The organism is Prescottella agglutinans (assembly GCF_004011865.1).
GTDB classification, from domain to species: Bacteria; Actinomycetota; Actinomycetes; order Mycobacteriales; family Mycobacteriaceae; genus Prescottella; species Prescottella agglutinans.
The window spans coordinates 172,426-185,555 of sequence record NZ_RKLP01000007.1 but is presented as its reverse complement, the minus strand read 5'-3'; the positions used below and the strand labels follow the sequence as shown (position 1 = coordinate 185,555).

Annotated in this window: 10 protein-coding genes; 4 read left to right on the top strand and 6 right to left on the bottom strand. The window is 70.3% G+C overall.

All coding sequences use genetic code 11. From position 1 onward, the window contains the following. Positions 1–14: 14 nt before the first annotated feature. Positions 15–710: an SDR family NAD(P)-dependent oxidoreductase gene (locus EGT67_RS14720; protein WP_127916831.1), complete on the bottom strand. Its 696-nt coding sequence runs from the start codon at positions 708–710 to the stop codon at positions 15–17. 78 nt (positions 711–788) lie between these two features. On the opposite strand from EGT67_RS14720, the gene EGT67_RS14715 reads away from it, so the two are divergent. Beyond that, positions 789–1,217: a winged helix-turn-helix transcriptional regulator gene (locus EGT67_RS14715; RefSeq protein WP_127916830.1), complete on the top strand. Its 429-nt coding sequence runs from the start codon at positions 789–791 to the stop codon at positions 1,215–1,217. Here the strand turns inward: EGT67_RS14715 and cobJ are convergent. The 3 genes from cobJ to cobG are packed head-to-tail and all read right to left on the bottom strand — an operon-like array spanning position 1,205 to position 4,477. Next, a complete protein-coding gene (gene cobJ, locus EGT67_RS14710; RefSeq protein WP_127916829.1) occupies positions 1,205–2,695 on the bottom strand; it encodes a precorrin-3B C(17)-methyltransferase in 1,491 nt (496 codons plus the stop codon). The genes EGT67_RS14715 and cobJ overlap by 13 nt on opposite strands. After that, entirely contained in the window at positions 2,692–3,318 is a 627-nt protein-coding gene (locus EGT67_RS14705) for a precorrin-8X methylmutase (RefSeq protein ID WP_127916828.1), read from the bottom strand. Before EGT67_RS14705 ends, cobJ begins: the two co-directional genes overlap by 4 nt. A gap of 19 nt (positions 3,319–3,337) precedes the next feature. Continuing rightward, positions 3,338–4,477, bottom strand: a complete 1,140-nt coding sequence (gene cobG / locus EGT67_RS14700; protein ID WP_127916827.1) for a precorrin-3B synthase — start codon at positions 4,475–4,477, stop codon at positions 3,338–3,340. 209 nt (positions 4,478–4,686) lie between these two features. On the opposite strand from cobG, the gene cobN reads away from it, so the two are divergent. Continuing rightward, the gene (cobN, locus tag EGT67_RS14695) at positions 4,687–8,283 is read left to right on the top strand and encodes a cobaltochelatase subunit CobN (RefSeq protein ID WP_127916826.1); all 3,597 of its coding nucleotides are present in this window, start codon (positions 4,687–4,689) and stop codon (positions 8,281–8,283) included. A 58-nt stretch (positions 8,284–8,341) separates the two neighbouring features. Here the strand turns inward: cobN and EGT67_RS14690 are convergent, their stop codons facing one another. Then, entirely contained in the window at positions 8,342–8,983 is a 642-nt protein-coding gene (locus EGT67_RS14690; protein ID WP_127916825.1) for a dihydrofolate reductase family protein, read from the bottom strand. Positions 8,984–9,169: 186 nt separating this feature from the next. On the opposite strand from EGT67_RS14690, the gene EGT67_RS14685 reads away from it, so the two are divergent. Next, complete coding sequence (locus EGT67_RS14685) at positions 9,170–11,479, top strand: FHA domain-containing protein (RefSeq protein ID WP_127916824.1); 2,310 nt, start codon at positions 9,170–9,172, stop codon at positions 11,477–11,479. 62 nt (positions 11,480–11,541) lie between these two features. Here the strand turns inward: EGT67_RS14685 and EGT67_RS14680 are convergent, their stop codons facing one another. Further along, on the bottom strand, positions 11,542–12,609 hold the full coding sequence (locus EGT67_RS14680) for a metallophosphoesterase (protein WP_127916823.1): 1,068 nt from the start codon (positions 12,607–12,609) through the stop codon (positions 11,542–11,544). A gap of 110 nt (positions 12,610–12,719) precedes the next feature. On the opposite strand from EGT67_RS14680, the gene EGT67_RS14675 reads away from it, so the two are divergent. Beyond that, positions 12,720–13,109: a PPOX class F420-dependent oxidoreductase gene (locus EGT67_RS14675; protein ID WP_127916822.1), complete on the top strand. Its 390-nt coding sequence runs from the start codon at positions 12,720–12,722 to the stop codon at positions 13,107–13,109. The last annotated feature ends 21 nt before the right edge of the window (positions 13,110–13,130 follow it).

The window sequence follows — 13,130 nt, the reverse complement described above, 5'->3', positions numbered from 1 at the left end:
TCAGACCAGCTTGCTCAGAACCCGATCGTGGTCTCGAATGTGTCCCGAGCGGTAGTGAGTCGGTACCAGCGATCCGCGATCGCATCGGGGTCGCCGTCACCCGAACCGCGCACGATCGGGAGGCCGATCGACGTGTGTCCGACGTACACGCCATCGTCGGCCAACTCGCCGTGGAGGGCGCTGGCCCAGTTGCGTAGGCCGGCTAGCGCGATTCCAGCGTTGCCCATCACGGGCAGTGGGACCACAGCCGACATGCCGGTGGTGAACAGCAGTGCGCCCTCTCGGGCCTCGCGCATGCCGGGGAGTACCGCCCGCGTCGCGGTCAGCGCGCCGGCGACCGCCAGTTCGAACTGTCGACGTGCCGACTCCGGTGTGGTGTCCAGCGTGCTGGTGTACCCGAGGGCGGCCGGGTCCGGAAACTCTCCGGCCGTGAAGTCCCAGGTGGCGCCGGGGGCATAGGACAGCACGTCGATCCGCCCGAGTCCGTCGGCGGCGGCATGCAGGGCGGTGGTGAGTCCGGCTTCGTCGGTGACGTCGGCGGGGAACGCTTCCGCGACGATTCCGTTTTCGCGCAGCGAGGCCGCCATCGATTCCAGCCTGTTCCGGTTACGTGCGACGAGCGCGACGGCGTGGCCCGCCGCTCCGAACCGGCGCGCTGTCGAGTATCCGAGGCCCGGTCCGGCGCCGACGACGGCAATGGTGGACGGCATGAGCTTCCTCCTGATGGTTACGATTTGTTCGTAACTCCACGCTAGGGAAGCGTCGACCCGTCTACAAAAGGCACTTTCATGTCAGGAACGCACACCGACGGAACCAGCCTGCCCCCGGAACCGGTGCCGCACCCCTGTGCCGGCTGGCCCGGAGGCGGCCGCACCGTCCGACGGACGCTCGACCGGGTCGGCGACAAGTGGTCGGTTCTCGTGATCGGCATCCTCGCCGCGTCCGGACCGCTCCGGTTCGGCGTGTTGCACCAGCGCGTCCCCGGGATCTCGCAGCGCATGCTCACGCTCACGCTGCGTCATCTCGAACGCGACGGCCTGCTCAGCCGGACCGCGTACGCGGAGGTGCCGCCCCGCGTCGAGTACGAGCTCACCCCGCTCGGCGAGAGCCTGCGCAGCATCGTCACGGCCCTCGCTCAGTGGGCCACCGACCACGACGACGAGATCGAATCCGCCCGCCGGGACTTCGACGGGCGGACCGGAGCTCAGCCCGGGTAGTGCCGGGGCGTGAAGACCTTTGTCCCCGAAGCGCTCTCGACGACGGTCGTCTGCGACGAGCCGACGATCAGCAGGCAGCGCATGTCGACGTCGGCGGGGTCCAGGTCGGCGAGGCGCACGATCTTGATCGACTCCTGCGGCCCGGCGATGTCGCGGCCGATGACGACCGGGGTGTCGGGGGAGCGATGCTCGAGGACGAGGTCGCGCATCGCCGCGACCTGCCACGTGCGGGACTTCGACGCCGGGTTGTAGACCGCGAACGCCATGTCCGCGCTCGCCACCGCAGAGACGCGCTTGGCGACGATGTCCCACGGCTTGAGGCGATCCGAGAGCGACAGCATCGCGTAGTCGTGGCCCAGCGGGGCGCCGACCCGGCTCGCGACGGCGTTGGCGGCGGTCATGCCGGGCAGGATCCGGACCGGGACGTCGCGCCACTGCTCCTCGGCCGCCACCTCGAGCACGGCGGCGGCCATCGCGAACACGCCCGGATCGCCGGACGAGACGACCGCGACCCGCGCGCCGCGCTTGGCCATGTCGAGCGCCATCGCGGCCCGTTCGGCCTCGACGCGGTTGTCGCTGGCGTGCCGGCGCTGGCCCGGCCGGACCGGGACCCGGTCGATGTACGTGGTGTAGCCGACGATGTCGGTGGCGCGGGCCAGTTCCTGCCGGACCTCCGGCGTGGTCCACGTCTGGTCACCGGGTCCGAGGCCGACGACGACCACCTCACCGCGCGAAGGTTCGGGTTCGGCGCGGTTGTTGACCGGGCTCGGCACGACGGCGATCGAGAAGTACGGCACGTCGGCGTCGTCGACCTCGTCGGCCGCGGCGACCCGCTGCCGGTCGGTGCTGGCCCGCTCGACGTAGTAGGCCTCGTCGATCCGCCCGGAGTCCTTCAGCGCCTGGCGCACAGCCGGATACGTTCGGCCCAGCTTCATGATCGCGGCGGCGTCGGTCTCGCGCAGGCGCCGGGTCAGCTCGTCCTGCGGCAGGGTGCCGGGCAGGATCGTCAGCACCTCCTCGCCCTCGACCAGCGGCTCGGCCAGCGCGGCGGAAGCGGCGCTGACGGCGGTGACGCCGGGGATGACCTCGGCCTCGAACCGGTCGGCCAGACGCTTGTGCATGTGCATGTACGAGCTGTAGAACAGCGGATCGCCGGCGGCGAGGAGCGCGACGCTGCGGCCGGCCTCGAGGTGCGTGGCCAGGCGCTCGGCGGCCTGCTCGTAGAACTCGTCCATCGCACCCTGGTAGCCACCCGGATGGTCGATCGTCTCGGTGGTGACCGGATAGACGAGGTGTTCCTCGATCTGGCCCTCCCGCATGTACGGGGCGGCGACGCCGCGCGAGATGCTGCGGCCGTGCCGGGCGCTGTGGAACGCGACGACGTCGGCCTCGCCGATCACGCGAGCGGCCTTGACGGTCATCAACTCCGGGTCGCCGGGCCCGATGCCGACGCCCCACAACTTGCCGGTGGTGCTCATTCGATCTCGCTCGCAATCGCATTGAGGGCGGCCGCGGTGATCGCGCTGCCGCCACGCCGTCCGCGCACCACCAGGTATTCGAGGCCGGCGGGATGCTCGATCAGCGCTTCCTTGGATTCGGCCGCACCGATGAAGCCGACGGGTCCGCCGACGATCGCGGCGGGCCGCGGGGCGCCGGCCTCGATGAGGTTCAGCAGGTGGAACAGCGCGGTCGGCGCGTTGCCGATCGCGACGACCGCACCGTCGAGCTTGTCGCCCCACAGCTCCAGCGCCGCCGCCGAGCGGGTGTTGTCGATCGCCTTGGCCAACACGGGAACTCGCGGATCGTCGAGCATGCACAGCACGTCGTTGTCGCGGGGGAGGCGCTTGCGGGTGACCCCGGCGGCGACCATCTTCGCGTCGCACAGGATCGGGGCGCCGCGGCGGAGCGCCTCGCGGGCGTCAGCGACGACGTTCGGGGTGAACGCGACGTCGTCGACCAGATCGACCTGGCCGCTCGCGTGGATCATCCGGACGACCGCCTGCGAGACGTCGGCGGGGAAGCGCGCGAGGTCGGACTCGGCGCGGATGGTCGCGAAGGACTGGCGATAAATCTCCGCACCGTCGCGGATGTAGTCGATCATGCGCCACACGATAGAGGCATCACGACGACCCGTTTTCCACCCGGTAACCGTCGGGTCCCGCGACGACGTCTGTTATTTCGCCGCGCGGGCGACCGCACTTGCGATCGCAGCCGGACCAGTGCTGACGGCCCTCGGCCGGCAGGTCGTCGTTCTCGATGGCCTCCCGAGCGTCGGCGCGGACGTCGGTGTGCGACTTGGCGCAGCCGGGCTGCCCCGCGCACGCGCTGACCTGCAGATACGGCGAGTTCTCGTCGAAGATCAGGCCCATCGGCGCGAGCACCCGCACGACCTGCTCGGCGGCCCACTCCTCGAGGTCGGGCAGCAGCAGCGACCGCCACGGGGTGACGACGATCGGCCTCTCGACGGCGGCGAGGAACTCCGCGAGCCGGGCCGGGAGGGTGCCGAACGCGAGACCTGCGGCGAGGGTGACGCGGCCGTCGGGCTGGTCGAGCCAGCCGATCGGGCCACGTTCGACCGCGGCGGGCAGTCCCACCGGGTCGCCGTACTCGAGTCCGAGCCGGGCCAACACGCGCTCGGTGCCGCCCGGTACCTCGTTCAGTCGCCACGCGTCGTCGCGGATCTCGGCGAACGTGCGCGCCGACGCCAGCAGCACGTCGACCGCGTCCGTCTCCGCGAGCCGGGCGCCGGTATCCGTACCGGCGAGGATCAGCGCGAAGCGGCCGTCGTCGAGCGCGTGCACACCGAAGTCGCCGTGCAGGCCCGAGATGTCGCCGGTGCCGTCGTCGAGCGTGAACAGGGTGCGTCCGGGCAGCTCGGCCAGCGCCGGGTCGGCGCACAGGCCGCGGTCCAGGTCGGTGACCAGGCCGCGCACGTCGGCGTGGCCGCCGATCCGCCCCGACAGCGGCGACGCCAGGATGTTGCGGACCCGCTCGTGGGTGGTGGACGGCAACAGGCCGACATCGGCGATGCGCCGGGCGAACTCCTCGGGGTCGGCGACCGCCCGCAGCTGGACGTTGCCGCGGGAGGTCAGCTCGATCTCACCGTTGCCGATCTCCTGCGCGGCCGTCGCCAGGGCCTGGAGCTGCGGCGACGTGATCACACCGCCGGGCAGGCGGACGCGGGCGAGTGGACCGTCGGCGGCCTGGTGGACCTGGAGCGCACCCGGGCACTTGTCCGGGCCGGAACGTGGGGATGGCACGTCTCCAGGCTAGAGAAGTGCGGGGACGGGTGCGCAAACGAGTGACCGGTAGGATCACCGGCGACCGCGGCAGAAGAGGAAACCGGTGAGATTCCGGGCGGTCGCGCCACTGTGAAAGTCAGACCCTCTTCCGCCGCCCGACCCGCTTCCGCGAGCGCTGCTCGCCGGAGCCCTGCCGTGGGGCGCGAAACCCCGGAAAGGCTGCAACAGTGATCCTGCTGCTGTCGACGTCCGACACCGACCTGCTCAGCGCCCGCGCGAGCGGCGCCGACTACCGCTGGGCCAACCCGGCCCGCCTGCTCGTCGACGAGGACCTGCCCGGCCTGCTCGACGGCGTCGACCTCGTCGTCGTTCGCATCCTGGGCGGCCGCCGGGCCTGGGAGGACGGCATCGACGCCGTTCTCGCGTCGGGGCTGCCGACGGTGGTGCTCGGCGGCGAGCAGGCCCCGGACGCCGAACTGATGGAGTGCTCGACGGTTCCCGCCGGCATCGCGGCCGAGGCGCACACCTACCTGGCCGAGGGCGGCGCCGACAACCTGCGTCAGCTTCACAACTTCCTGTCCGACACCGTGCTGCTCACCGGCCACGGTTTCGAGCCCGCGGTGCACCTGCCGAACTGGGGAATACTCGAGCGTGAGTCCCGTGCGGTCGACGGTCCGACGGTCGCGGTGCTCTACTACCGCGCCCAGCACCTGGCCGGGAACACCGCGTACGTCGACGCACTGTGCCGGGCGATCGAGGACGCCGGCGCGAACCCGCTGCCGATCTTCTGCGCGTCGCTGCGCACCGCGCCCGCCGATCTGCTCGAGACCCTCGGCCGCGCCGACGCGATGGTCGTGACGGTCCTCGCCGCCGGCGGCACCAAGCCCGCGCACGCGCAGGCCGGCGGCGACGACGAGTCGTGGGACGTCGCCGAACTCGCCGCGTTGGACGTGCCGATCCTGCAGGGCCTGTGCCTCACCAGCAGCCGGGAGGCGTGGGAGGCCAACGACGACGGGATGTCCCCGCTCGACGTCGCCACCCAGGTCGCGGTCCCCGAGTTCGACGGCCGCCTGATCACCGTCCCGTTCTCGTTCAAGGAGATCGACGCCGACGGCCTCACCGCCTACGTGCCCGACGCCGAGCGCGCCGCCCGCGTCGCCGGGATCGCCGTCCGGCACGCGCGCCTGCGCCGGATCCCGAACCCGGACAAGAAGATCGCGCTGATGCTGTCGGCGTACCCGACCAAGCACGCCCGCATCGGCAACGCCGTCGGCCTCGACACCCCGGCCAGCGCGATCGACCTGCTCACCGCGATGCGCGAGCACGGCTACGACCTCGGCCCGGTCGACGGCGACGACGCGCTGCCCGGGCTCGCCGCGAAGGACGGCGACGCCCTCATCCACGCGCTGATCGCCGCGGGCGGACAGGACCCGGACTGGCTCACCGCCGACCAGCTCGAGGGCAACCCGATCCGCATCTCCGCGGCCCGCTACCGCGAGTGGTTCGCGACGCTGCCGCAGGACTTCTGTGACGGCGTCGAGGAGCACTGGGGCGCCGCGCCCGGCGAGCTGTACGTGGACCGCTCGTCCGATCCGGAGGGCGAGATCGTCATCGCCGCGATCCAGGCGGGCAACGTCGTGCTGATGGTGCAGCCGCCCCGCGGCTTCGGCGAGAACCCGGTCGCGATCTACCACGATCCGGACCTGCCGCCGAGCCACCACTACCTGGCCGCGTACCGCTGGATCGCCGCGACCGCCGAGCAGGGAGGGTTCGCGGCCGACGCGATCGTGCACCTGGGCAAGCACGGCAACCTCGAGTGGCTGCCGGGCAAGACCCTGGGCATGTCGGCGTCGTGCGGCACCGACGCCGCGCTCGGCGACCTGCCGATGATCTACCCGTTCCTGGTCAACGATCCGGGTGAGGGCACGCAGGCCAAGCGCCGTGCGCACGCCACCCTGGTCGACCACCTGATCCCGCCGATGGCGCGCGCCGAGTCGTACGGCGACATCTCCCGGCTCGAGCAGCTGCTCGACGAGCACTCGAACATCTCCGCGCTGGATCCGGCGAAGCTCCCGGCCATCCGCCAGCAGATCTGGACGCTGATGCGCGCCGCGAAGATGGACCACGACCTGGGCCTGACCGAGCGTCCCGAGGAGGACGTGTTCGACGACATGCTCATGCACGTCGACGGCTGGCTGTGCGAGATCAAGGACGTCCAGATCCGCGACGGCCTGCACATCCTCGGCCGGGCGCCCGAGGGCGACGCCGAGGTCGAGCTGGTGCTCGCGATGCTCCGCGCCCGACAGATGTGGGGCGGCGAGCAGACCGTGCCGGGTCTGCGGGAAGCGTTGGGGCTCAGCGAGGCCGGCGACGAGGACCGCGGACGCGTCGACCAGATCGAGGCGGAGGCGCACGCGCTGCTCGCCGCGCTGGCCGAGACGGACTGGGATCCCGCTGCCGCCGACAGGCTGTCCGACGACGACACCGTCCGGCAGATCCTGCGCTTCGCCGCGACCGAGGTGGTGCCCCGGCTGCGGCAGACGTCCGGCGAGATCGCGCAGGTGCTGCACGCGCTGGACGGCGGCTTCATCGCAGCCGGTCCGTCCGGGTCGCCGCTGCGCGGGCTGATCAACGTGCTGCCCACCGGCCGCAACTTCTACTCCGTCGACCCCAAGGCGGTGCCGTCGCGCCTGGCGTGGGAGACCGGTCAGGCGATGGCCGAGTCGCTGGCGAACCGCTACCGCGCCGACCACGGCGAATGGCCCAAGTCGGTGGGCCTGTCGGTGTGGGGCACGTCCGCGATGCGGACGTCCGGCGACGACATCGCCGAGGTGTTCGCGCTGCTCGGTGTCCGCCCGGTGTGGGACGAGGCGTCCCGCCGCGTCACCAGCCTCGAGGTGATCGACCTCGCCGAACTCGGCCGCCCGCGCATCGACGTCACCGTCCGGATCAGCGGTTTCTTCCGGGACGCGTTCCCGCACGTGCTGGCGCTGCTCGACGACGCCGTCCGCCTGGTCGCCGGGCTCGAAGAGTCGCCCGAGGACAACTACGTCCGCGCCCACGCGCAGGCAGATCTGGCCGAGCACGGCGACGACCGCCGCGCCACCACCCGCATCTTCGGCTCCAAGCCCGGTACCTACGGCGCCGGCCTGCTGCAGCTGATCGACTCGAAGAACTGGCGCGACGACGCCGACCTGGCGCAGGTGTACACGACCTGGGGCGGCTACGCGTACGGCCGCGGCCTCGACGGCGTCCCGGCCTCGGACGACATGCGCTCCGCCTACAAGCGGATCGCGGTGGCGGCCAAGAACACCGACACCCGCGAGCACGACATCGCCGACTCGGACGACTACTTCCAGTACCACGGCGGCATGGTCGCCACGGTCCGCGCGCTCACCGGCACCGCGCCGGAGGCGTACATCGGCGACAGCACCCGCCCCGACGCGGTCCGCACCCGGACGCTGTCGGAGGAGACCGCCCGCGTCTTCCGCGCCCGCGTGGTCAACCCGCGCTGGCTCGAGGCGATGCGCCGGCACGGCTACAAGGGCGCGTTCGAGATGGCCGCGACCGTCGACTACCTGTTCGGCTACGACGCGACCACCAACGTCGTCGCGGACTGGATGTACGAGAAGCTCGCCGAGACGTACGTGCTGGACGAGCAGAACCGCAAGTTCATGTCGGAGTCGAATCCGTGGGCGTTGCACGGCATCTCCGAGCGTCTGCTCGAGGCCGTCGAACGGAACATGTGGGAGGAGCCGTCGCCCGAGATCCTCGAGGGTCTGCGGCAGGTGTACCTCGAGACCGAGGGCGAACTCGAAGGCTGACGCCTGTGCGCCTTTTTGGTAGGTACCACTACCAAAAAGGCGCACAGGCGCGAAGCGCCTACCTGCGCCAGAACAGGTGGTGTGTCACGCCACTCGGACTGGGGACCGTTTCCAGATGGAAACGGTCGAGCAGTTCGTCCGGGGTCTCCCACAGACGCAGCCCGGTACCGAACGTGATCGGGGAGACCGCCACGTGCATGGTGTCGACGAGGTCGGCGTCGAGGAACTCCCGGATGGTGGTGACCCCGCCGCCGAGCCGGACGTCCTTGCCCTGCGCCGCGTCCTTCGCCTGCTCGAGGATCGTGGCCGGTTCGCCGTCGACGAAGTGGAACGTGGTCTCGCCGCGCGTGATCGACGGCCGCGGGTGGTGGGTCGCGACGAACACCGGCGTGTGGAACGGCGGCTCGGCGCCCCACCAGCCCTCCCACTCCAGGTTCTCCCACGGGCCGCGCTGCGGCCCGAACTTGTTGCGGCCCATGATCTCGGCACCGATGTTGTGGGAGAAGTCGCGGGTGAAGTAGTCGTCGAGGCCGCGGCTGCCGCCGGCGTCGGTGCGCATGGGCCAGCTCGCCGTCGCGCCCGCCCACGCGAGCATCTCACCGGGGTCGAGGCCGAACGGACACTCGAAGCTCTGGTTCTCGCCGCACGCGACGCCGTCGCTCGAGACGTTGAAGTTCTGGACCTTCAGCAGCTGACTCACGTGATGCTCCGCTCTCTGGTGTGGTGTTACGAGAAGACAGACTCGCCGCGTCGACGAAACTCATCATGACGTGGTCACGCCCCGGCCGCGAGGATACGAGAGTGACCGTTCTGTCGACGGACCCCAGCGCGTGCGACCATGGAGAAGTCGACGCTCTACGCCCGATGCTGACCGGAGGCCGTGGCGATGGACGACTGGACGAGAAGCGAGCACCCGCGGGTCGTGGTCGAGACCGAGAACGGCCGTACCAGCCACAGCGCGGGCAAAGCGGTACGCATCGGCCGGGACCCGCAGTTGGAGATCACGATCGTCGATCCCGTGGTGTCGCGCGAGCATGCCCGGCTCAGGTGGGACGAGGGATGGCAGCTCGTCGACGCCGACAGCAAGAACGGGATCTACGTTGACGGCAAGCGCCGAGCAGAGGTACCCGTCACGGACACCGTCCTCGTCCGCCTGGGTGACGCGGTCGAGGGACCCACCGTGCGGATCTCGATCGAGGATCCCGACGCGACGCGACGGGACGTGGGCAGTCGATGGGACGAATCGACGATCGACGTAGAGGCCCCGATCGCCCCGCCCCCGGCCCCGCCCGAGACCATCCCCGCGGGAGCCCTCACGATCGGACGGTCCCCCGACAACGACATCGTCGTCCGGGATGTGCTGGCCTCACGTCGACACGCGATAGTCCACAACGGGCCGTCCGGCCTCGAAATCGAAGATTTGGGCAGCGTCAACGGAACGTTCGTCGGCGGTGACCGGGTGACGCGCGCACGGCTGGCCGACGGCGACGTCGTCACCATCGGCAACACCGACTTCAGCGTGCAGGAAGGCCGACTCGTTCCACGGCAGGCGGCCGCCTCGACCGCCGGCGGTCTACGTGTGGACGGCGTCGGACTCACCATCGAAGGTGGGCGGCGACTGCTGGAGGACGTCACCTTCACGGCGGGACCGGGCAGTCTCACCGCGGTGATCGGGCCCTCCGGCGCGGGAAAGACCACGGTCGCCAAGATCATCTCCGGTTCGGCAGGCCCCACGGAAGGCGTCGTCGACTTCGAAGGACGCAGCGTGCACACCGACTATTCGGTCCTGCGCTCCCGCATCGGCATGGTCCCTCAGGACGACGTCGTTCATCGGCAGCTGACCGTCCGGAAGGCCCTCGGTTACGCCGCCGAGCTGAGACTGCCGCCGGACACCACCCGGGCCGACCGTGAAGCCGTGATCGCCGGCGTACTCGACGAACTGCAACTGACCGAGCACGCCGACACCCGTGTCGATCGCCTATCCGGTGGGCAACGCAAACGCGCATCGGTCGCGCTGGAGTTGCTCACGGGCCCTTCCCTGCTCATCCTCGACGAACCGACGTCGGGTCTCGACCCCGCGCTCGATCGACAGATCATGGCGACCCTGCGCGGCCTGGCCGATTCGGGCCGCGTCGTCGTCATCGTCACGCATTCGCTGTCCTACCTCGAGATGTGTGACCAGGTCCTCCTCCTCGCGCCCGGCGGCAAGACCGCGTATGTGGGACCGCCCGACCGGGTCGGGAGCGCGCTCGGCAGCACCGACTGGGCCGACATCTTCGCCCGCGTCGCGTCCGACCCCGACGGGGTGTTCGCCGAGTACCGCGCCACCCGCACCGAGGTGGCGCCACCACCGACCGCACCCGGGCCGCTCGGCTCTCCCGCGCACACCTCGACGCGCAAGCAGCTGAGCACCGTCGCCCGCCGCCAGGTTCGGCTGATCCGCGCCGACCGGGGCTACCTGATCTTCCTGTCGCTGCTGCCGTTCGTGCTCGGCGGCCTGGCCCTGCTGGTGCCGGGCGACACCGGGTTCGGGCAGTCCGGTGCCGACGTGTCCGGCGAACTCACCCAGATCCTCGTGGTGCTGATTCTCGGCGCCGCGTTCATGGGCTGTTCACTGACCATCCGCGACCTGGTCGGCGAGCGCATGGTCTATCAGCGCGAACGTGCCGCCGGGCTGCTGCCGTCCGCCTACCTGACGGCGAAGATCGTGGTGTTCTGCGCCGCCGGCATCGTGCAGTCGGTGATCATGGTGCTGATCGTCTACCTGGGCAAGGGTTTCCCGGGCCACGGCAGTGTGCTGCCGTCGGGCTCCGTCGAACTGATCGTGGACATCGCCGCCACCACCTGCACCTGCGTCGTGCTCGGACTGGCGTTGTCGTCGGTGGCGCGTTCGAGCGAGCAGGTGCTGCCGATGCTGGTGGTCACGATCATGGCGCAGCTGGTGATGTGCGGCGGACTGATCACGATCACCGGACGGGCCGTGCTCGAACAGGTCGCGTGGCTGTTTCCGTCACGTTGGGGGTTCGCGGCCGCCGCCTCGACGGTGGACCTGGTCACGAATGCCACCGGCACCGAGCCGGACACGCTGTGGCAGCACACCGGATCGTGGTGGCTGCTCAGCATCGCCATGCTGGTGCTCATCAGTTGCGTGCTCGCGGTCTTCACCTACAGCCGGCTCCGGCTGCGCCGTCGGTAGAGGTCGTCACGCTCTGCGAACAGCTGCCGCGCAACGTCGTCGAACTCGGGGCGGCAAAGCGCCTACAGCCGGCGGTCGAACGCGAGTTTCGGCTCGGCGGTGGGGATGTCCACGGTGTACGCCCGCAGTCGCACCGAGTCCGGGGACAGGTCCATGACCATGAAGCCGAGGTCGTCGAAGTTCTGGTAGAGGTTCGCCCGGTCCGGCCGGCTGGACTTGCCGTGACTGTTCTTCCCGGCCGCGCCCGAGACGATCTGCCGGGTGCCCTTCGATTCCACGGTCGGTTCGAGGACCTGCAGCGAGTGATCGTGCCCGGCGAGGATGAACTGGCAGCGCCCGACGACGTGGTCCTCGTAGAAGCGCTTGGCGTGGATGCCGTTCATCGGTTCGAGCGGGATACCGTCGTACTGGCCGGCGTCCCCGTGCGACCCGTTGCTCAGGTACGGGTGATGGGTGCACGCGATCTTCCACTTCGCCGGGGACGCGGCGATCGCCGCGTCCAACCAGGCGCGCTGCTCGTTCATGAACTGTCCGTCCGCCGCCCAGTACGGCACGAACAGGGGCGGCAGGTAGGCGGCGACCGGATTGAGATCGAGGACGAAGAACTCGACGACCGGGTTCTCCTCGGGCACGCGCACCGAGTAGTAGCGGTAGGGCATCCACCACTTGCGGGAGGTCCGGTGGTAGTCCACCTCGTCGTTGCCGCGCAGCAGCCAGCCCCCGTCACCGGGGAACACCGCACTGTTGTCGTGGTTGCCGAGGGCCATCACCCACGGGAAGTCCAGGCCGTGGTTGGGGTCCTCGAACTTGGTGGCGAACTGGACGTCGCGGTCGCCGTTCGGTCCGGCCTCGTAGATGTTGTCGCCCAACCCGAGTGCCATCCCGAACGGCTCGGTGCTGTGCACCTTGCGCATCGCGTCGGCGACCGCCCACTGCGCCGGGGTGCCGGTGCCGGCGTCGCCGGTGACCAGAACCCTCACGTTCGATCCGGTCGGGAAGGCGAACTTGCCGGTGTCGGACGGCGCGGCGGCGGACGCGGTGGGTGTCGACGCCAGCATCGGGACGGCGACACCAGCCACGGCGGCTCCGGTGAGGAAGCGGCGGCGGCCGATCGGGTTCATCTCGGTCACGATGTCACAGCAAACCCGAGGATGGACGAGCGTTCAACCGAAATCGCCGGAATCCCGCCGATATTCACTTGTCGTTCATCCGTGCGCGCACCGGGTCGTACGCTGGTCGCATGACAGCCACACTGACGGAGATCGGTGCCGCGAAGTACGTTCTGCTGACCACGTTCCGGAAGGACGGTTCCGGAGTACCGACCCCTGTCTGGGCGGCGATGGACGGCGACCGAATGCTGATATGGACCGAAACGAAGTCGTGGAAGGTCAAGCGGATCCGTCACACGCCGCGAGTCACCGTGGGCGCATGCGACGCCCGTGGCAACCCCAAGGGCCCGCAGGTCGACGCGACCGCCGCCGTCCTCGACGACGCGGACACCGAGCACACCCGCGCGGCGATCATCCACAAGTACCGCATCCTCGGATGGCTCCTGGTCAAGGGCAGCCTGCTGCGTCGCGGACGGTCCGGCACCGTGGGCCTGGTCGTGACGGTCGGCGGGGAACGCTGAGCGGTATCCGATCGTGCGGCC

What these genes read in the sequence shown, in the direction of transcription:
- EGT67_RS14720 (WP_127916831.1), bottom strand. Translation starts at nt 710, where the DNA reads ATGCCGTCCACCATTGCCGTCGTCGGCGCCGGACCGGGCCTCGGATAC.
- EGT67_RS14715 (WP_127916830.1), top strand. Translation starts at nt 789, where the DNA reads ATGTCAGGAACGCACACCGACGGAACCAGCCTGCCCCCGGAACCGGTG.
- cobJ (WP_127916829.1), bottom strand. Translation starts at nt 2,695, where the DNA reads ATGAGCACCACCGGCAAGTTGTGGGGCGTCGGCATCGGGCCCGGCGAC.
- EGT67_RS14705 (WP_127916828.1), bottom strand. Translation starts at nt 3,318, where the DNA reads ATGATCGACTACATCCGCGACGGTGCGGAGATTTATCGCCAGTCCTTC.
- EGT67_RS14685 (WP_127916824.1), top strand. Translation starts at nt 9,170, where the DNA reads ATGGACGACTGGACGAGAAGCGAGCACCCGCGGGTCGTGGTCGAGACC.
- EGT67_RS14675 (WP_127916822.1), top strand. Translation starts at nt 12,720, where the DNA reads ATGACAGCCACACTGACGGAGATCGGTGCCGCGAAGTACGTTCTGCTG.